This window comes from Mesorhizobium sp. B2-2-4 (assembly GCF_006442375.1).
Lineage (GTDB): Bacteria > Pseudomonadota > Alphaproteobacteria > Rhizobiales > Rhizobiaceae > Mesorhizobium.
Window position 1 is genome coordinate 112,144 of sequence record NZ_VFWB01000010.1, and the last position, 18,509, is coordinate 130,652.

Sequence of the window (18,509 nt, forward strand, 5' to 3'; positions counted from 1 at the left end):
GTGCCTGTCATCGTTCGATATCCGGATACGGTGAAACCAACATTGTTCGATGCCGGAATTTTTACAACCTGCGATACGATTTTTATTGATTGTGAATCTCTCTGCCCCTATATCGCGCTTGCCCAAAGTCGCACGTGCCTGTGGGTGTCCGCCGATCCTCTGAATGGTGAGGGAAATCGGTAAGGTAACTGGAGCCAACCCCTCCAGTCGGTTTAGCGGCCAACCGCCAGACCGAGGACACCTTGAAGCAACGACGGTGCGGGCCTTTCTGGTTCTCTGCCGGTTGTCCAAAGACCGGGGTTACTGAAGAGGCACACCATCATTGCCGGCAGTGCGGAACGGGGTTCTCCCAATCCAAGCCAAGGCAGACAAAGCGAACCGAAGCCGGGCAAGGCCAAGGTTCATCGCCGCGAGACGGCGTTTCATGGTTCCGGGGTCTCCACCGGCTGGTTCCATGGATTTCCGTCCCGCCTTTGTCCACCGCGTGTTCGCGAGGCCGACAGCCCGCGTCCGCACCCTTGTGCGCGCCGAAAGGCGTGATGGAGAAACCCGATGGCCACGCAGCGCATCCTCGACTTCCTCGCCACCCGACGTCCGACCGGTCCTTGCCTCGTCGTCGACCTTGATGTCGTGCGCGACAATTTCCGTGCCTTCGAGAAGGCGCTGCCCGATTCCAGGATCTACTATGCGGTGAAAGCAAACCCGGCGCCGGAAATCCTGCGCCTCCTTGCTGCGATGGGCTCGTCCTTCGACACCGCTTCCGTTGCCGAAGTCGAGATGGCGATGGACGCCGGTGCGCCGGCGGACCGCATCTCCTTCGGCAACACCATCAAGAAGGAGCGCGACATCGCGCGCGCCTACCAGCTCGGTATCAAGCTGTTCGCCGTCGATTGCGTCGAGGAGGTCGAGAAGATCGCCCGCGCCGCTCCAGGCGCCCGCGTGTTCTGCCGCGTGCTGACCGATGGCGAGGGCGCCGAATGGCCGCTGTCGCGCAAGTTCGGCTGCGTGCCTGCGATGGCTGTCGACGTGCTGCGCCATGCCAAGGCGCTCGGGCTCGACGCCTATGGCGTGTCGTTCCATGTCGGCTCGCAGCAGACCGACCTGACGGCCTGGGACCGCGCGCTGGCCGACGCCAAGACCGTGTTTTCGACGCTCGCCGAGGAAGGCATCGTCTTGAAGATGGTCAATATGGGCGGCGGCTTCCCGACGCGCTACCTGCGCGACGTGCCGGCGGCCCAGGCTTACGGCCAGGCCATCTTCTCGGCGCTGCGCAAGCATTTCGGCAACGCCATTCCCGAGACCATCGTCGAGCCGGGCCGCGGCATGGTCGGCAATGCCGGCGTCATCAAGTCGGAAGTCGTGCTGATCTCGAAGAAGGCGGACAACGACAATGTGCGCTGGGTGTTCCTCGATATCGGCAAATTCGGCGGCCTGGCCGAGACGATGGACGAGGCGATCCGCTATCCCCTAGTGACCGCGCATGACGGCACGGAAACCGCGCCTTGCGTGCTCGCCGGCCCGACCTGCGATTCGGCGGACGTGATGTATGAGAAGACGCCCTATCCGCTGCCTCTGTCGCTGACCATCGGCGACGAGGTGCTGATCGAAGGCACCGGGGCCTACACGACCACCTATTCGGCGGTCGCCTTCAACGGCTTCGAGCCTCTCCGATCCTACGTGATCTGACGGTTCGAAAGAACCGTCGGATCATCCCAGGTGGGCGTTTGTCGCCCATCCGGGCTCGCCTGTGGAACAGTCTCCGCTCGTGAATGGATCGCGGAAATGGACATTGCAAATTTCGTTGTCGAAGGCGCTGCGCGCGACATCTCCCCTTCAGAGGTGGAGATGGTCACGAACTGGCCGGAGGGGTTTGTCTCAGCCGCCTCGACGTCTCTTGGACCGCATGGGGCTAGCGCTTCACGCGCGGCGAACCCCTCTGTCGCCTTCGGCGACATCTCCCCCTCGAGGGGGGAGAGTGCCCGTGCTTTCGCCATCGTTGCCGAAACGCCTGATGACATCGCGGCGCGCGAGGCGTTGCTCGATGCCGCCATGGGGCCGAAGCGCAAGACGAAGTCGTCGGAGAAGCTGCGGCGGGGCCGGCGGCCCTCGGAAGGCCTGGCTTTCGTCGCGCGCGACGCATCGGGCGCCGTGATGGGCACGGTGCGGCTCTGGGACGTCACGCTGGGCGAGGGCGGTCCGGCAGCACTGTTGCTTGGCCCTCTGGCGGTCGCTCCTTCGCTCAAGAGTGCCGGCATCGGCTCGGCGCTGATGCGCCATGCGGTCGCCGAAGCCGCGCGTCTCGGCCACGCCGCGATCCTGCTGGTCGGCGACGCGCCCTATTACGGCCGCTTCGGCTTCTCGGCCGCAAAGACCGGTTCGCTGGCCATGCCCGGCCCCTATGAGCGGCATCGGCTGCTGGCGGTGGAACTGGTGGAGGGCGCGCTCGCCGGCGTCCATGGCACGCTGAAGGCCGCGGGGCGCAAGCTGAAGGCGCCGACGCTGGCGGCCTGAGCCGCTGAGCCCCGAACGAACGAAAAACGCCGCCCGAAACGGCGGCGTTTTCGTTCCGAGAACAGTCTCGGCGGTCTTCTATCTCAGCCGATCAACTGGCTGAGCGCCATGGCGACAGACATATCGCCTTCGACCTTTATCTTGCCGGTCATGAACGCCATGGTCGGGTTGAGATCGCCCGATATCAGCGAGTCCAGATCGTCGAGCGAGAGCTTGATGGTGCAGTCGGCGGGGCCGTCGGCGGTCGAGACATCGGCGCCGTCGATGACGATGACGCCATCGCTGCCGGTGTCGAATTTCACGGAACGATCGAACCCGCTGCTGGCCACGCGCGACCTGATCTTGTCGGCAATCTCCTGAACGCTCACGCTGTTCTCCTGTCTGGTTGCATCTGCCTGTTCGGTTGCATCTGCTTATCTGGTTGCATCTGTCGCGCCACGACACATCGATCCGCCCGAGGGCCATGCATCTTCGCGGCCACGGTCGCTGCCGCATATAGCTTTGGATTGACGTTTACGTCAACGCGAATTGCAGGGCCTGGTTCCTATCGCCGCACCGGGCGAGGACCGGATCACCGTGCCTGGCCAGTGGCATGCCCGGGGGCTCAATGCGACTTGAAGGCCTTGGTCATCTCGGACGCAGTGGCGCCGGCTTCCTGCCGGCGGCGCAACCAGTTGTCGCGTATCTCATCCTTGCTCAGGAAATTGACCTGATCGACCAGAACCTCATGCACCAGTGTGGCGCCGACGCGTGTGTTGACGGTATCGCGGATCGCGGCGCGGAAGGCGTCGAGGTCGATCGTCTCCTTCTTGGTGAAGTCGATCTGCGGATTGGAATACAGGTAGGAATAGACCTGGTCGGTGATCAGTGCCTCGGCCGGGATCGACAGTTTCTTGATCTGCTCGGGTTCGACCGTGTAGACCAACTTGGTCAGGAAATAACCGTCGATCCTGGCGTTGCGGATCAGCGGCACCGAGATGACCTCGGTCTTGACGTAGTCCAGCCCGCCCAGCATCGGCTTCGGCTTTTCGCCGACGCCGCGTTCGCCGGCGGCCTGGAACGAATAGAACACCGCGCCGAGGGTGGCGACGCAGATCCAGACCGCGATGGCGATGACCTTGACCATTCAGGCACCCGAGCCGGCGACCACCGCGCGCTAACCGCGCGCCCGGCCGAACTCGCCGGCGGAATAAGTGCCGTCGGTTTCGGCGCGCTGGATGGCGGTGCGCAACAGGCCAGCGACCTCGTTGACGGCGCTCAGATGCGCCAGGATCGCTGCCTCGTTCTTCGCAAGCTTCTGGCGAAGCCGGACAAGGCCTTCGCGGTGCTGTTCGAGGAACTCGGCTTCGCTGCCGCCGCGCATGGCACGGGTCAGTTCATAGAGATAGCGGCTCTTGCGCGCGTTCGATGCCTTGAGGTCGTAGCCGGTGTCGCTGCGCAGCCCGGCCGTTTCTTGCTCGACGACTTCCTCGATGCGGCCGATGATGGCGGCAAGGTTTCCGGGCCGCGCGAGTGCGACCGGGGCTTCCGATGTGGCCGTGCGCGCCGGCAGGTTGGCGGTGAATTCCGAAAAGTCGGCCATGGCGTTTCCCAGTCTAGATCTTGATGTCTGTCTTTGTGGTCGTTTCATCGCCGGTCATGGACCTGGCGGCCTTGCGCTGCAGCTCCTGGACGAGCGAGGTGGACAGACGGCTCTGCCGGTCGATCTCGGTCTTTTCAGGCCCGCCGGAGACCGGGCCGATCGGCACCTTGCGCTTGCCTTCGAGATAATGGTCGGCGAGCAGCGATTTGGCGATGCCGATGCCGCCGCGCTCGGCCATGACGTCGGCGACGCGCTCGGCGAGCTGCGATTTCCACATGTCGCCGGCCAGGCCCTTGCCGTACACGCCCTCGGTGTCCTTGGGCATCATGTTCTGGATGAAGGTCTGGAGCACCATGGCTTCGAATTTCTTGAACTTCCTGGATGGATCGGCCGCCACGGCCTGGTCGGCGGTGGCGCGCGACAGCATCGTCCCGGCCGAAGCGGCATCGACCGAAAAGCTGCCGGCAACGCCGCCCGCATGCCTGGTCAGCGCGGCGCGCGCGGCCGCGAGATCCGCCGGCTCGGCTGCTCGGGCAACATCCATCACGATGTCGCTGGGGGGAGAGATCGCCAAGAAGTCCGCCTTTTATTGGTTTCCTTGGCCAGACCATGCCTCAACAAGCTTGTGGCAGGCTTGCGGGGGGAGGGAGCAGGATCAGGGTTCTCTGCATCCAAGCCGCGTAGCCAGATTTCAACAACGCATGTCGCGTAAAAAGTGGCTTCCGGTTTTGCGAGAACGACCTGCAGAAAGCGTTTCGCCCGAATCCGTTCGAACGTGACGCGCTTCAGGACGGGGGAAGGCCGGCCCTCGACAGCATTTCAAGGAACCGGGAATGGTGATGATCCTTCACATAGCGCGGCACAAAGCCAGGGCAGACATTGCTCAGATTGAGATGCGGAAGTTGTGACAGGCAATGATGGATGGCCCGCGACGCTTCATCGCGATTGCCGGTTGCGGCCGCGGCCGCGGCCCAATAAAGCGCGCCACGAACGAAGCCCGGCTTTGTCCTGACCACCTTGCGCGCGACCTCGAGCGCCCGTTGATCGTCTCCGCCGGCAAACAACGCCATAACGAGCCCGTGGTGACGCCAGTAGTCGATGACGTCATGGGTTCCCAGCCGGATCGCCTCGTTCGCCTCGCGCACGGCTTCGCTGACCTGTCCCCGCAGCGCGAAGAGCATCGCAATATCGCCGTGGCCGCTCGGATAATTTGGGTTGAGGCTGATCGCGTGCCGGCATTCGACGATCGCCTCGTCGATACGACCGCAACTTTCGAGAGCAAATGACAAGATGCACCGGGCAATTTCATCGTCCGGCACCGCCCGCACCGCGGCCTCGGCAAGCGCCAGCGTATACTCGATATTGCCCTGCTCGCGGGGCAGCGCGCCAAACGCGATGCCCATGGAAATCATGATCGAGAGCGTCCGCTTCGCACGGGCGTTGTCGGGCCCTGTCGAGAGCGCCTTCGTCGCAAGTTCCATCCCAACCAGCAGTGAGTCGTGGGTCATCTCAAAATATTTCATGAGCGCCTCGTTCACCAACCTGCGCACTTCAGGGGGACCAGGCGGACTCTTGTCGCGGACCTTCCAGTTGGTCAGTTGAAGTTCGAGGATCACCGCCAGAACGACGGACTGGGCGATCCTGTCCTGGAATTCGAGCGCATTCTCGGACTGGCCGTCGAACTTCTGGGCCCAGACATGATGACCGCCGACGGCATCGACAAGCTGGATATTCACCCTCAACCCATTGCCGGATCTCTGGATGCTGCCGCTGAGCACATATTGTGCCCGCAGCGCTCCCGGCGCGTTACCTTCTTGGCGCAGGCCGACCTTATCTGTGGGGGGAACCGCGGAGAGCACGACATAGTCGGCCACCTCGGAAAGGGCTGTCGTGATGTCCTGGACCAGTCCCTTGGAGAAAAAATTGTCGCCTTGTTTTCCGGTCAGATTGGTGAAGTCGGCAACGCCAATGGAGGGGTGTCCGAGGCGATGGCTGGCCGCAACACCACTTGCCGACGGCGCGTGTGGCGCCGTGTCGGAAGCAAGCAGCAGGGACTGCCATAGTGCCCGCGTCTCTGGGCCGGCTTCGACGCCGAACTCCTTCTTCAGCATGCTTCTGCAAGCCTCGTATGTCCTGAGCGCCTTGTCGCGTTGACCACAAGCAAGGAGCAATTCCATCTTGAGCCGATAGGATTCTTCCCGCGCCGGATCCATGGCCAGGACGCGATCGGCCAGGACGAGGCCCGCTTCAGCGTCGACGAGGCGAGCCAGTTTCTCGAACGATTCAAGCGCACGACCGAGCAACCTGTCGCGTTCCGACGCGACCCAGTCGTCGAAGCCATTGCTTCCCACATGGAGCCCGTCGAGGAACGGGCCGGTGTAGTTCGCCAGGGCCTTTTCGAGTTCCTGCGCGGAGCGGGCCGATAGACCCGTCTCGAACTCCTCCACATCGACCCGAAACGCCTCTGGCCTGAGGTGGATCAACTCTCCGGTGGAATGGATAAGATCGACACCCGAGAGATCGCGGCGCAGGACGCTGAGGGTTTGGCGAAGACTGTTGCGCGAATGCCCGCCATCGCTGTCGCCCCATAGCAGGTCAGCCAGTTTTTCCCGCGTCGCTGCCATGCCCGGACATCGGGCCAGATAAGCAACGATTGCCGGGCCGCGTTTCCCGACCAGTCGAAGCGGGCCAGTTGTTTCAATACGGAAGCCGCCGAAGAGTGAGATTCTATTTGCAGCGCCGCCGTCGTCACTTTGCATCTGCTGCCTCAGCCTGACGAAATTCTAACGCAAATCTAACGTTCCGCAATCGTCCGTCACCGCGCTTCAAGCGCTCCCGTGACGGCAGGTAATTTAGACTTCGCTAAATTAGGCGGCCAAGTCAACGCAATGCTTGGTTCAAGGGGGGCGCGTGTCCAGAACAAGAGCCAATTTGCTGCTGCTCCTTGCAGCCGCATTGTGGGGCTTCGGCAACGTCTCGCAAAAGACGGTGCTGGTCCATCTCGACGCCATGAGCGCGGTAAGTCTGCGTTGCCTGATCGGCGGGCTGCTGGTGCTGCCCTTTGTCTTGACCGAAAGGCGAGTGGCGATCGGGGCGGGCTATTTTCCGAGCCTGGCCAGGGTGGGCGCGCTGTTCGCCATCTCCATCACGCTTCAGCAGCTTTGCTATGTCGGAGCCTCGGTCACCAATGCAAGCTTTCTGGTGAGCACGGCAACCGTAATGACACCATTGGCCGCCTGGTTGCTCGTCGGCGAGCGTCCGACAGCGGGCCTCACGATCGCTGCCGGGCTGACCCTGGTCGGAGCCCTGCTTTTGTCGGATGGGATCGGCGGCCTCGGCAGCGGCGATCTCACCGCCATCCTGTCGGCTGCCTGCTATGCGCTCTGGGCGGTCGAGCTCGGCCGGCACATGCAGGCCCATGCGCGGCCGTTCACCGCCGCCGCGGCACAATTTCTCGGCGCCGCAGTCTTCGCCCTGCCGCTCGGGGCAATGCATGGCAACCTGTCGCTGGCCGCCGCATTCGCAGCCGGCCCGGAATTGGCGATACTCGGCGTCTTCTCCACCGCGATAGCCTTCGGCATACAGACGGTTGCCCTGCGCTTCACGCCGGCCAGCCACGCCGCCGTGATCGTCAGTGCCGAAAGCGTTTTCGGGGCGCTGGGCGCGGCGATCTTTCTGGGCGAGCGGAGTTCGTGGCCGGGCGCTTTGGGAGCGGCGATCATTCTCGGTGCGATCCTTTCGGTAGCACGATCGAACCGAACGCCGCAGGCACGTGTGCGGACCGCTTCGAACCAACTCTTCGACATTGCCCCTGCCTTTGCAACAGCGCCGGCAAGCGGGGCAGGCGAACGCCGCGTCAACAGTTCAGGTCCGGTGGAGGAATGCGATGACCACTGCCGCTGATGCGAACGTCGCCGTGTCGAGCGCGGCCGGACAGGCCGCGGGGGCGCTGCGATGAACGCGTGGACAGTCCTTCTTCCGCTCGCACATTTGAGATCGGCCCTTGGTGCCCGCATGAAGGGACCCGGCGGCTATTACAACAGTGGCAACGCGCTTGGCCTCGTCGTAGGTCTTGCAACCCAAATTGCGGCCGCGCCAGTCGGCCAGCATGAGGAAAGCGCTGTCATCGCGGCGGTGACGGACTATTTCGCAGGCAGCCATGGCACTGTTGCGCTCACCTTGGCTACCCTCGTCTTTTTCTGCGGCGGCGAAGCCTACCACCGGGCTTGGGCAAAGCCGGATGTTCCCGATCCCACCCTCAATCGTCTGGGCGACTTCCTCTCGGGATTAGGCGCAATCGGGCTCGGCATCGCGCTCTTGCTGCTCGGCGACCCGCTGCTTGCGGCGACGTCCGGCCTGCTGCATGCGCTCGGCAAGTTCGGCAGCACCTTTCACAGGCCGGGCAGGCCGGTTCCGGTGTGGCCGACCGCCTGGCCCGATCCGTTCCGCAGTGCGGTGCTCGCCAGCAGGTTGCCGGCAGTGGTGGCGACAACCGTCGCCCTCGGCCAGGCTTTGCCGGTAGTCTGGTCGGGCGAGTCCTTCGCGGCACTCATCATGCCGCTGACGTTACTCGGCTGTTATCTTTTGTGGACCAAGGCCGATCTGCTGCTGTTCGGCGTTGGGTCCAAGGTCCCTCGTCAAATTTCCACATGTTGAAAATGGGCGGCTTTGACAACGATCGGTTGTCGAGATGGAGAATGGCATGTTTATAGATATGTATCAGGACGCCGGTCCCTCTTCTGGAGCGGTCTCCTTTCGCGGGCGGGTGCAGCCGATAGGCGGGGCCAATCTTTTTTCGCCGAAAAAGCCATCGGGAAGGGGGCTGGCAAAGCGAGCCAATTCACTCCTGAGACTGGCGGGGATACTTGCAGCTTCTGCGTTCTGGAATCTCCCGGCGGATGCAGCGAATGTCGACGTCGCCATCGTGTTCGCGGTCGACTTCTCGTCATCGATTGATCCAAAGATCGCCGATCTGCAACGCGAGGGACATGCCGCGGCACTCACTTCGCCCGAGATCATCGCCGCCATCGGCCGGAATTACGTCGGCTGCATCGGCGTGGCCTACTTTGAATGGTCGAGCCCCGGACACGCACGCACCATACTGCCGTGGACAAGCATCTGCGGACTGGAAGATGCAAGAGCGGCGGCGGCGGAGATCAGCAGGAAAGGGGATACCGGCGTCATCCGCCGGGGGCGATCCGGAACATCGGTTTCCTCGGCTATCGACATTGGCAGTCTTCTGCTGGACCAGTTTCCTGGAAATGCCGCCAAGAAGGTCATCGATATCTCCTCCAATGGTGAGAACAACGACGGACTTCCTGTTCAGCCGAGCAGGCTGAACGCCATTGCCAAGGGATATACGATCAACGCGATCGCCATTCCCACCGAAGACGACGATCCCGGCAATCCGCTGGCATCTTATTTTGCCAAATCGGTCATTGGCGGTTCCCAGGCCTTCGTCATGACGCCAAAAGGGCCAAACGACTACAGCACGGCGCTTCGCCGCAAGCTGGTCACGGAAGTAAGCATGAACAACGAAGGGAAATTCCCGCAACCGGCGGACGGGCGCTCTTCTCAACCGTAATTCCGGACAGTGGCGCATTGCTGCACGTCCGCGTAAGGGCCGAGAGCAGACGGCGGCTCCTGGCATCGATCCACGGCCGCTCGTCGATCTTGACCTCGGCCCGGTCGATCCGGGCACCCCAGGCGGCTCCGACGATCCGATAATCGCTGCCGACAGGAGTCACCCGAGCCGGCGCCGATCTGAGGCCGGCTCAGCCGCGGCAACCCTCATGCCACCGCGGCGGTGGGAGCGCGGCTCATCCGATCGAGCGGAGCACACCACCGTCGACGCGCAGCGCGGCGCCGGTTGTCGCCGAGGCCTGCTCGGAGCAGGTGTAGACGACCATGTTCGCGACTTCCTCGGTTGTCGCGAACCGGTTGATGAGCGTGGTCGGACGCAGCGATTTCAGGAAATTATGCTCGGCGTCCGTTTGCGTGATGCCCTGCTCCTTCGCGGTGGCCTTCATCCAGCCGCCGAGAATCTCGGAGTCGGTCGGCCCCGGCAGGACAGCGTTGACCGTGACGCCGGTGCCACCGACAAGTTCGGCCAGCCCGCGCGACACGGCCAGCAACGCGGTCTTGGTCATGCCGTAGTCGATCATCTCCTTGGGGATGGCGAGCGCGGACTCGCTGCTGATGAAGACGACCCGTCCCCACCCGCGCTCGACCATACCCGGCATATAGTGGCGCGCGGCGCGCACGCCGCTCATCACGTTGAGCTGGAAGAGGTCGAGCCATGCGGCGTCGTCCTGCTCGAAGAAGCCATTGGGACGCGCAGTGCCAACATTGTTGACGAGGATGTCGGCATCCGGCGCCTGTGCCGCGAGCGCCGCCGAGCCCTCGGCTGTCGCGAGATCGGCGGCAATGCCGGTGAGGTCGGCGCCAGGCAGCAGCGCGCGCAGTTCCCGGAGCGTCGCGGCGACCCGCTCTTCAGTACGTCCATTGACGACGACGGCGGAGCCTGCGCGCGCCAGCCCTTCGGCGATCGCGCGACCGATGCCGGCGGTCGATCCGGTGACGATGGCCTTTCGGCCCTTGAGTTCGATGTTCATGCCCTTGATCTCCGATTATAGGTGGCCAGACGACCGGACGGATGGCCCGGAGGTCAGCTGATGCCGCTCAGCTAGATAAGCCGCGCGAGCGCACGCAGGCGTTCCGATGCTAGTGCCGAAGGATGCCGAGCCCGGTGCTTGCCTAGCGGCCGAACATACGGGCCAATGCCTGGCCAACAGCCCCAAATCTCACGGTGGAATAGCTCATCGCGCTTCTCCTTCGGGCGGACGCATCGCCGCTGCCCCACGCCAAGAGGTAGGCATGCCCAGGCGCGCCATGCAGTCGGAAGACACGCACTACGGTGGTGCGAAATCGCACCGGAGGCTTCACGTGACGACGCGAACTTCTCCATGATCGACTGGGACGGTATCCGTTACTTCTTCGCAGTCGCGCGCGACGGTTCGGTCCGAGCGGCGAGCAATGGATCAGGCGCCGCTGCCCGCATCATTCAGATGGCGACTGTCTCGCGAACCTGATCGGCCGCCGCATCCAGAAAAGCCTGCGCGAGGTCCGGGTCGTTGACCACCCGCGAGAGCATGACCGCGCCGACCATTGTCGAGAGAACGGCCATTGCCTTGTTGCCGCCCTTTTCGCCGTCGTCCTCGCCAACCCAACTGCCGAGCATCTCGAGATACTCCCTGATGCCGGCCTCGAATGAGGCCTTTACCTCGGCGCCTTGCCTGGCCGCATCCGAGCCGAGCGCGACGACCGGGCAGCCGTCCATCTTTTCCGCGCGATGATCCATACTGAGGTAGAATGAGATCACCCCGTCGAGCGGTTTCCCAGGGTTTGCCGCTGTCGCGGCCGACCACTTGTCGGTGGCGCTTTCCATCGCGCGCCTGGATGCCTGCGCCGCCAGGTCGTCCTTTGACTCGAACTGCTTGTAAAAGGCGCCCTGGGTCAGCCCGGCGCCCTTCATCAGATCCTTGAGGCCAATGCCGTCAAAGCCTCGCTCCCGAAAAAGGCGGCTTGCCACATTGATCACGGTTTCGCGGTTTTCCGCGGCCTGAGTGCGACTTACGCGCATCGCCATCTCCTTTTTAGATTGCATTCGTAATCTATACATTATATAGAGGTCGAACGCAATCCAAAAAAGGAGATATGAGATGATCCGCAAAACCCTGAGTGCGTCCGTTCTGGCCGCGATGTTTCTTGCGAACCCGGCTTTTGCCGAGGAAGCGACCATCGGACGGCCGATCGAAGCTGCCAGCCTGCACGAGGGACAGCTCGACATGGTGGTCTACTACGTCCCGGTCAACGGCGGCCTGCTGGAGGTCACCGCCACCCTCGCGCCGAAGATCGGAGGTGATCCGCTGCGCTTCGTCATGGGCCTTGCTGACGGCGACTCCGTGGCCTTTTCCATGCCGGGCCACCAGGATTCGCTTTATGCGTTCTCAAGGTCGGGCGAGGAGGTCACGATCTCGACCGAGACCGACACATACCTGCGAGCCGACGCGACAATGCGCTGACGCGCAGACCCTGCATGGTGTCGGCTGCGTCCGAACAGCTTGCCACAGGTGCCTTCGATCGCGCTACCGAATGAGTTGGAGGAGAGTGATATGCTATATAGTTATTTTGTCGAGAAATCGATCCGAAAGAGCTTCGATGACGTCAACAATCATCGCTGGGATGCGGCGGTGAAAGCACTCGCGCCGCATGTCCATCATCGGGTTGGCGGCGCCCACGCGCTTGGTGGAGAGCGCCACGACAAGGAAGCCCTGCGCCGCTGGTTTGAACGCCTCGGCCGTGTTCTGCCCACCCTCCGTCTCAGGGTCAATCACATCTGGGTGGAGGGCTGGCCGTGGCATACCACTGTGTTTGCCCAGTGGGATGGCACCGCGACCCTGCTTAACGGCGACACGTCGTACATCAACCGAGGTCTCCACGTGTTTACCCTGCGGTGGGGCAGGGTCCATGCGCTGGAGGAATTTTACGATTCACAGGCAGCGGCTCGCGGTCTTGCCGTCCAAGCGGCAGCTGGCCTCGAGGAAGCTGCCGCCGAGCAGATAACAAGCTAGCTGAAACGTCGCCTTTTCACGATCCTCCGCAATGCGGAGGCTCGGCACATTCTTCGACAGGCTGTACGGGCGGCTTCTGGGTAGACGCGAAATTGCATCCATAGCCCGTACGAGGCGCAAAGCGGTCATCCAGGATTCCGCTGCGAAGGCTTGCTTTGCGTCCAGACCTCCTCCTCTACTCCTGTCTCCGCTTCTGCGCGATCAAATCGAGGCGTTCGCGGTCGGAGCGTTCGCGTTCGTCGCGATTGCGCACGTCCTTGTAGGCGCGCTCGACCATGTTGGTGCGCGCGGTTGCCGACGCGACGAGGCCGGCTTCCTTCCTGGCGCTTTCGAGGTTCGCCTCCTGGCGCACGACGGCCTGGGCGATGCGGCGGTGGTAGAGATCGGGGAAAAGGCCGGAGAGGGAATTGTCCCTATCGAAATGCTCGACCAGTTCCTTGGCCTCGGCTTCGGCGGCATTTGCGGCGGCGAGGAGGGTGGCGTGGCGCGTCTCGTGCAGCGCCTTCAACTGTTCCTGAACCTTGACCAGCTTCTTCAGGCGGTCCTTGCGCGTGCTCATGTCACCTCGCCAGCGTCAGGTCGACAAAGCCGTCGACGAACAGCGACAGCATGGAGCCGACGGCGAAATAGAAGATGAGCATGCCGCCGGCGATGACGAAGGGCTGAGAGATGAAATAGATCGGGATCTGCGGCGTCAGCTTGTTGACGAAGCCGATCGTCAGGTTGACGAGAATGGCATAGGCGACGAAAGGGCTGCCGAGGCGGATGACCAGGAAGAAGGTGTCCGACACCGTGTCGGCGACATCGACCAGTGCCGCCTGCGGGTTGAAGAAGACGTTGACCGGCGCGACCGTATAGGACGTCACCAGCGCGCGTATGATCTCATGGTCGAAGTCGAAGACGAACAGCAGCAGCAGTGCCGAGAACGAGATCATGGCGGCGAGCGCCGCCTGCGGTTCGGGCTCCTCGATCGCTGGCCCGCCCGAGCCGCCATAGCCGATCAGCATGGCGATGGCCGACCCCATGAAGCGCAGGGCTTCCATGTAGAGCCTGGTCATGGCGCCGATCAGGCCGCCGACCAGGAGTTCGGAAACGATCATCGGCACCAGGATCTGCGGACGCGGATCGACGAAGGGAAAGATCTTGTCCCACAGGAAGGCGAGCAGGCCGGCGGTGGCGGCGACTGCAACGAACAGCCTGACCTGCACTGGGATGCGGGCGCTGGACAGGCCGGGCATCAGCATGAAGCAGGCGCCGATGCGGCAGAAGGCGAGGAACGCCGCGATGACGACCGCTTGCGAGAGAACGCTCACGATATGGTCCCGAGCACCCTGATCTCGACGCCCTTGGCGATTTCGACATGCGAGAGCACCGGCAGCGTGGTGAACAGCCGCTCGATGATCATGCGCACATAAGGGCGCGCGTCGGGCGCGGTGACGAGGACGAAACGCTCGCCGGCTTCGAGGAATTTCTTGATCGCCTTGGTGGCGTCCTGGCCGAATTCTTCCAGCTGGCGCGGATCGATATCGAACTCGCGCACCTCGCCCTTGGCGTCGCGCTTGAGGCTCTGGTGGAAGGCGAGGTCCCAGCGGTTGCCGAGACGCAACACCTTGAGCACGCCGCCCTCCGAAAGATCGCCGCAGATCTGCTGCGCCATGCGGATGCGGACATGCTCGACGATCTGCTCGGTGCGGCGCACATGCGGCGCGATCTCGGCGATGGCCTCGATGATCAGGTGCAGGTTGCGGATCGAGACACGCTCGGCCAGCAGCAGCTTCAACACTGCCTGCAGGCCGGGATAGGAGATGTGCGTGGTGCAGATCTCGTCGGCGAGCTTGCGGTATTCCTGATCCTGGCGCTCGAGCAGCGCCTTCATGTCCTTGTAGGACAGAAGCTGCGGCAGGTTGTTGCGGATGACCTCGGAGAGATGGGTGAGCAGCACCGACATGTTGTCGGCAAAGGTGTAGTTCTCGCGCTTCAGATCCTCGGCGAATGTTTCCATGACGGAATAGGCACGCATGCCGAAGGCCGGCTCGCGGATCTCCTCGCCCGGAATTTCGGGAACGTCGCGGTTGCCGAGCAGCACCATGATCTCCCCGACGCGCATCGAATATTCGGCGACCACCGTTCCGTGCACTTTGATCTGATAGCTTTTCGGCGGGATGGCGAAATCGTCGGCGACGCGCACTTCGGGCACGACGAAGCCATATTGCTGGGCGAACTTCTTGCGCATCTTGGCCATGCGGAAGACCAGCTCCTGATGCGAGACCAGCAGCCGGGTCGAAAGCTGCTTGCCGATCAGAAGCTCGATCTCGGCGGTGGCGAGCGAGGCCTTGACCGAGTTCTTCTCTTCCTCGGCCTTGGTCGCCTTCTCCTGGTTCTTCAGCGCCTCGGCCTCGGCCATGGCCCGGTTGTGGCGCATCGGAATGACATAGCCGAGGCCGGCCATGCCGCCGGCGAGCGCGAAGAAGGGGAAGAAGGGCAGGCCAGGCATCAGCCCGAGCAGCACCAGCAGCGCCGCCGCCACATAGAGCGCGCGCGGATGCGCGCCGAGCTGCCCGAACACGGCCTGGTTCGTCGAACCGCGCGTACCGCCCTTGGAAACCAGCAGGCCGGCGGCGAGCGAGACGATGAGCGCCGGGATCTGGGTGACCAGACCGTCGCCGACCGACAGCTTGATGAACACGTCGGCGGCCTCGCCCATGCCCATGCCGTGCCTGATATAGCCGATGGCGATGCCGCCGACGATGTTGATGGCGGTGATGATGAGGCCGGCGATGGCGTCGCCGCGGACGAATTTCGAGGCGCCGTCCATCGAGCCGAAGAAGGAGGATTCCTCTTCCAGCTCGCGGCGGCGCAACTGCGCTGTCTTGTCGTCGATCATGCCGGCGGAGAGGTCGGCGTCGATCGACATCTGCTTGCCGGGGATGGCATCGAGGGTGAAACGGGCGCCGACCTCGGCGATACGGGTGGCGCCCTTGGTGATGACGATGAAGTTCACCACGATCAGGATCATGAAGACGATCAGGCCGATGACGAAATCGCTGGCCATGACCAGTTTGGAGAAGCCGGCGATGACGTAGCCGGCGGCATGCGTGCCTTCATTGCCGTGCGACAGGATCATGCGCGTGGTGGCGATGTTGAGCGACAGCCGCAGCATGGTTGCGATCAGCAGCACGGTCGGAAACGAGGAGAAGTCGAGCGGCCGCTGGATCCACAGCGCGACCATCAGGATCAGCACCGAAAGTGCGATCGAGAAGGCAAGGCCGACGTCGATGAGAAAAGCCGGGATCGGCAGGAACAGCACGGCCAGGATGATGACGATGCCCAGCGCGAAGAAGACGTCGCGGCCGTTCTTGGCCACGGCGCCGGGCTGGATGCTTTCGCTTATCGCCATTCTAGTCCTCGAAAACCGTGGGGCTGCCGAGCATGCGACAGCCCGGCGAGGGTAGCTGGCCAAGCTTGCGCGAGGGTGGGAGAGTGGCCTGCCCAACCATCGAAAGGAAATCTCATGCTGCTGGTCATCGGCACGGTTCGTCTGCCACCCGACAAGCTCGAACAGGCAAGGCCAGCGATGGAACGCATGGTTGTTGCCAGCCGTGCCGAGCCCGGTTGCCTCGCATACTCCTATGCGCAGGATGTCCTCGACGCCGGGTTGATCCGGGTCACGGAAGTCTGGAATGACAGGGCGGCGCTCGACGCACATTTCGCCGCGCCACACCTTGTGGACTGGCGCGCAAGTTGGCCGTCGCTCGGCATCGGCGAGCGCAATCTCGTGCTCTACGAGGCCGGCGACCCGAAGCCGACCTGACCATCGGCGGCCGGACGGGCCCCTCCAAACGGCGCGCGGGCGCCGTCATTGTGGTTGCCATGCGGTGCCGCTCGGCGTATCAGCACGGCAGTCTTTTCAATGCCTTGCTGATGTCGGCGAGCCGCTCCGGTGCTTACCAAAAACCAATCGCCCAGGAATCAACCGCAAGTCTACGCCCGCCGGCTGCGCGCGGTGCTCATCAATTCGATCCCGCTGCTCGAAGCGCGAGGCATCGCGGTTGTCGTCCTTGCCGGCATCGTCGGCGTGATGGCGGGCATACTGGTCACCGCGATGAGCCAGATCGTGCAGGACCTGCACGGGCTGTTGTTCGGCGTGCAGGCCGGCGGCCGGCTTTCCGGCATGTTCTCTCTCGCCCACCCCATGCAAGCCCTGATCCCGGCGATCGGCGGCATCCTGCTCGGGCTGACGGTGATCTGGCTGAGAAAGCGGAGATTTCGCACGCCTGTCGACCCGATCGAGGCCAACGCGCTCTATGGCGGTCGCATGTCGCTGACCGATACGTTCATCATCGCCGGCCAGACCATGCTCTCCAGCGGTTTCGGCGCCTCTGTCGGGCTGGAGGCCGGCTACACGCAGGTCGGTTCCGGCCTGGCTTCGCGGCTGGCGCGGCTGTTCAAGCTACGCCGCAACGATGTCCGCATCCTGGTCGGCTGCGGCGCCGCCGGCGCCATCGCGGCGGCTTTCGATGCGCCGCTGACCGGCGCTTTCTATGGTTTCGAACTGGTCATCGGCATCTATTCGGTCGCCAATGTGGTGCCTGTCATGACCGCGGCGATCTCCGCCTCGCTCACCGCCGAGATGTTCGGCGGCGTGCCGTTCCCGCTGGAGCTTGCGGGCCTGCCGGCACTCACGGCCAGCCAGTACGTGCCCTTCCTGCTGCTTGGGCTTCTTGGCGGGGCCGCCTCGATCGCCATCATGCATCTGGTGACGCTGGTCGAGCGCGCCTTTGCCAAACTGTCGGTCGATGCGTCGCTGCGTCCCGTCATCGGCGGCGTCATCGTCGGCCTGCTTGGGCTGGTCACGCCACAGGTGCTGTCGAGCGGCCACGGCGCGCTGCATCGCGAATTCGCCATGAACTATGGGCTGAGCGTGGTGGCCAGCGTCTTCGTGCTGAAGCTGGCGGCTTCCGCGATCTCGCTGGGTTCGGGGTTTCGCGGCGGACTGTTCTTCGCTTCGCTGTTTCTTGGCGCCCTGCTCGGCAAGGCATTCGCCGACGTGATGGCCTTCGTCTCGCCGTCGACCGGCATCGATCCGGCCGTCGCTGCCGTTGTCGGCATGACATCGCTGGCGGTCGGCGTCGTCGGCGGGCCGCTGACGATGACGTTCCTGGCGCTGGAATCGACCCGCGACCTGACGCTAACCGGCGTCGTCCTGGCGGCCTCGATCATGGCGGCGATCCTGGTGCGCGAGACCTTCGGCTACTCCTTCTCGACGTGGCGCTTTCATCTGCGCGGCGAAACGATCCGCAGCGCCCATGACGTCGGCTGGATGCGCAGCCTGACCGTCGGCTCGATGATGCGCAAGGACATCAAGACCATCAATGCCGACACGACGCTTGCGGCCTTCCGCAAGCAGGTACCGCTGGGCTCGGCCCAGCGCGTCATCGCCGTCGACGCGGGTGACCAGTATGTCGGCGTGCTGATCGTTGCCGAACTGCACAGCGACCTGTCCGACGGCGAAACGGCGGTGCGCGACCTCGCGCAATACAAGGATGCCGTCCTGGTGCCGAGCATGAACGTGCAGTCGGCCGCCGAGACCTTCCAGCGGGCCGGCGCCGAGGAGTTGGCCGTGGTCGAGGATTTCACCGACCACATCGTGCTCGGACTGCTGACCGAGGGCCATCTGATGCGGCGCTATGCCGAGGAGCTGGAAAAAGCGCGCCGGGACTTGTCGGGCGAAGGGTAGGTCGGGCGAAGGTAGGCTGCCGAGCCGGCCCGGCTGAACTCGTGCA

At 63.6% G+C, this 18,509-nt stretch carries 19 protein-coding genes; 9 read left to right on the plus strand and 10 right to left on the minus strand.

All coding sequences use genetic code 11. The features are described from left to right. The first annotated feature begins 552 nt into the window (after positions 1-552). Positions 553-1,686, plus strand: a complete 1,134-nt coding sequence (gene odc2, locus FJ959_RS24205) for an ornithine/lysine decarboxylase (RefSeq protein ID WP_140632535.1) — start codon at positions 553-555, stop codon at positions 1,684-1,686. Positions 1,687-1,953: 267 nt separating this feature from the next. Further along, entirely contained in the window at positions 1,954-2,511 is a 558-nt protein-coding gene (locus FJ959_RS24210) for an N-acetyltransferase (protein ID WP_246679009.1), read from the plus strand. 83 nt (positions 2,512-2,594) lie between these two features. On the opposite strand, the gene FJ959_RS24215 is transcribed toward FJ959_RS24210, so the two are convergent. The 5 genes from FJ959_RS24215 to FJ959_RS24235 all read right to left on the minus strand — a co-directional run bounded on the left by FJ959_RS24215 (position 2,595) and on the right by FJ959_RS24235 (position 6,852). After that, complete coding sequence (locus tag FJ959_RS24215; protein WP_140496252.1) at positions 2,595-2,879, minus strand: SCP2 sterol-binding domain-containing protein; 285 nt, start codon at positions 2,877-2,879, stop codon at positions 2,595-2,597. Between the two features lie 236 nt (positions 2,880-3,115). Further along, positions 3,116-3,637: a hypothetical protein gene (locus FJ959_RS24220; RefSeq protein ID WP_140496251.1), complete on the minus strand. Its 522-nt coding sequence runs from the start codon at positions 3,635-3,637 to the stop codon at positions 3,116-3,118. A gap of 30 nt (positions 3,638-3,667) precedes the next feature. Further along, positions 3,668-4,093 carry a hypothetical protein gene (locus FJ959_RS24225; protein ID WP_140496250.1) on the minus strand — a complete coding sequence of 142 codons (426 nt, stop codon included), beginning with the start codon at positions 4,091-4,093 and terminating at the stop codon, positions 3,668-3,670. A gap of 13 nt (positions 4,094-4,106) precedes the next feature. Further along, entirely contained in the window at positions 4,107-4,667 is a 561-nt protein-coding gene (locus FJ959_RS24230; RefSeq protein WP_181171643.1) for a rod-binding protein, read from the minus strand. Between the two features lie 211 nt (positions 4,668-4,878). Beyond that, positions 4,879-6,852 (minus strand): BTAD domain-containing putative transcriptional regulator, encoded by a 1,974-nt coding sequence (locus tag FJ959_RS24235; RefSeq protein ID WP_140584605.1) that lies wholly within the window; start codon positions 6,850-6,852, stop codon positions 4,879-4,881. A 151-nt stretch (positions 6,853-7,003) separates the two neighbouring features. On the opposite strand from FJ959_RS24235, the gene FJ959_RS24240 reads away from it, so the two are divergent. The 3 genes from FJ959_RS24240 to FJ959_RS24250 all read left to right on the plus strand — a co-directional run bounded on the left by FJ959_RS24240 (position 7,004) and on the right by FJ959_RS24250 (position 9,677). Continuing rightward, positions 7,004-7,996, plus strand: a complete 993-nt coding sequence (locus FJ959_RS24240; protein WP_140632538.1) for a DMT family transporter — start codon at positions 7,004-7,006, stop codon at positions 7,994-7,996. Between the two features lie 111 nt (positions 7,997-8,107). Further along, positions 8,108-8,749 (plus strand): hypothetical protein, encoded by a 642-nt coding sequence (locus tag FJ959_RS24245; RefSeq protein ID WP_226880524.1) that lies wholly within the window; start codon positions 8,108-8,110, stop codon positions 8,747-8,749. Positions 8,750-8,783: 34 nt separating this feature from the next. Further along, positions 8,784-9,677, plus strand: a complete 894-nt coding sequence (locus tag FJ959_RS24250) for a DUF1194 domain-containing protein (RefSeq protein WP_348640293.1) — start codon at positions 8,784-8,786, stop codon at positions 9,675-9,677. A gap of 235 nt (positions 9,678-9,912) precedes the next feature. Here the strand turns inward: FJ959_RS24250 and FJ959_RS24260 are convergent, their stop codons facing one another. Next, positions 9,913-10,707 (minus strand): SDR family oxidoreductase, encoded by a 795-nt coding sequence (locus FJ959_RS24260; protein ID WP_140513655.1) that lies wholly within the window; start codon positions 10,705-10,707, stop codon positions 9,913-9,915. Positions 10,708-11,156: 449 nt separating this feature from the next. Continuing rightward, entirely contained in the window at positions 11,157-11,735 is a 579-nt protein-coding gene (locus tag FJ959_RS24265) for a TetR/AcrR family transcriptional regulator (RefSeq protein ID WP_140513927.1), read from the minus strand. Positions 11,736-11,814: 79 nt separating this feature from the next. On the opposite strand from FJ959_RS24265, the gene FJ959_RS24270 reads away from it, so the two are divergent. Together FJ959_RS24270 and FJ959_RS24275 are read left to right on the plus strand one after the other, a co-directional pair. Then, entirely contained in the window at positions 11,815-12,177 is a 363-nt protein-coding gene (locus FJ959_RS24270; protein WP_140632541.1) for a hypothetical protein, read from the plus strand. A gap of 90 nt (positions 12,178-12,267) precedes the next feature. Continuing rightward, the gene (locus FJ959_RS24275; RefSeq protein ID WP_140496243.1) at positions 12,268-12,726 is read left to right on the plus strand and encodes a nuclear transport factor 2 family protein; all 459 of its coding nucleotides are present in this window, start codon (positions 12,268-12,270) and stop codon (positions 12,724-12,726) included. 175 nt (positions 12,727-12,901) lie between these two features. On the opposite strand, the gene FJ959_RS24280 is transcribed toward FJ959_RS24275, so the two are convergent. Genes FJ959_RS24280 through flhA form a run of 3 tightly spaced genes read right to left on the minus strand, consistent with a single transcriptional unit; the run spans position 12,902 to position 16,123 of the window. Then, the gene (locus FJ959_RS24280) at positions 12,902-13,285 is read right to left on the minus strand and encodes a hypothetical protein (RefSeq protein ID WP_140632544.1); all 384 of its coding nucleotides are present in this window, start codon (positions 13,283-13,285) and stop codon (positions 12,902-12,904) included. Position 13,286: 1 nt separating this feature from the next. Beyond that, on the minus strand, positions 13,287-14,039 hold the full coding sequence (gene fliR, locus FJ959_RS24285; protein WP_140624292.1) for a flagellar biosynthetic protein FliR: 753 nt from the start codon (positions 14,037-14,039) through the stop codon (positions 13,287-13,289). Next, the gene (flhA, locus tag FJ959_RS24290) at positions 14,036-16,123 is read right to left on the minus strand and encodes a flagellar biosynthesis protein FlhA (RefSeq protein WP_140496240.1); all 2,088 of its coding nucleotides are present in this window, start codon (positions 16,121-16,123) and stop codon (positions 14,036-14,038) included. The genes fliR and flhA overlap by 4 nt, the downstream gene beginning before the upstream one ends. 114 nt (positions 16,124-16,237) lie before the next feature. Between flhA and FJ959_RS24295 the strand changes: the two genes are divergently transcribed. Next, entirely contained in the window at positions 16,238-16,537 is a 300-nt protein-coding gene (locus FJ959_RS24295) for a putative quinol monooxygenase (RefSeq protein WP_140496239.1), read from the plus strand. A 129-nt stretch (positions 16,538-16,666) separates the two neighbouring features. Continuing rightward, positions 16,667-18,463: a chloride channel protein gene (locus FJ959_RS24300; protein ID WP_140632547.1), complete on the plus strand. Its 1,797-nt coding sequence runs from the start codon at positions 16,667-16,669 to the stop codon at positions 18,461-18,463. The last annotated feature ends 46 nt before the right edge of the window (positions 18,464-18,509 follow it).

Excerpts from the sequence above, each read along its gene's own strand:
- flhA (WP_140496240.1), bottom strand. The coding sequence starts at position 16,123 with ATGGCGATAAGCGAAAGCATCCAGCCCGGCGCCGTGGCCAAGAACGGC.
- FJ959_RS24265 (WP_140513927.1), bottom strand. The coding sequence starts at position 11,735 with ATGCGCGTAAGTCGCACTCAGGCCGCGGAAAACCGCGAAACCGTGATC.
- FJ959_RS24250 (WP_348640293.1), top strand. The coding sequence starts at position 8,784 with ATGGAGAATGGCATGTTTATAGATATGTATCAGGACGCCGGTCCCTCT.
- FJ959_RS24280 (WP_140632544.1), bottom strand. The coding sequence starts at position 13,285 with ATGAGCACGCGCAAGGACCGCCTGAAGAAGCTGGTCAAGGTTCAGGAA.
- FJ959_RS24235 (WP_140584605.1), bottom strand. The coding sequence starts at position 6,852 with ATGCAAAGTGACGACGGCGGCGCTGCAAATAGAATCTCACTCTTCGGC.
- FJ959_RS24260 (WP_140513655.1), bottom strand. The coding sequence starts at position 10,707 with ATGAACATCGAACTCAAGGGCCGAAAGGCCATCGTCACCGGATCGACC.
- odc2 (WP_140632535.1), top strand. The coding sequence starts at position 553 with ATGGCCACGCAGCGCATCCTCGACTTCCTCGCCACCCGACGTCCGACC.
- FJ959_RS24220 (WP_140496251.1), bottom strand. The coding sequence starts at position 3,637 with ATGGTCAAGGTCATCGCCATCGCGGTCTGGATCTGCGTCGCCACCCTC.
- FJ959_RS24295 (WP_140496239.1), top strand. The coding sequence starts at position 16,238 with ATGCTGCTGGTCATCGGCACGGTTCGTCTGCCACCCGACAAGCTCGAA.
- FJ959_RS24245 (WP_226880524.1), top strand. The coding sequence starts at position 8,108 with ATGAAGGGACCCGGCGGCTATTACAACAGTGGCAACGCGCTTGGCCTC.
- FJ959_RS24225 (WP_140496250.1), bottom strand. The coding sequence starts at position 4,093 with ATGGCCGACTTTTCGGAATTCACCGCCAACCTGCCGGCGCGCACGGCC.
- FJ959_RS24270 (WP_140632541.1), top strand. The coding sequence starts at position 11,815 with ATGATCCGCAAAACCCTGAGTGCGTCCGTTCTGGCCGCGATGTTTCTT.
- FJ959_RS24275 (WP_140496243.1), top strand. The coding sequence starts at position 12,268 with ATGCTATATAGTTATTTTGTCGAGAAATCGATCCGAAAGAGCTTCGAT.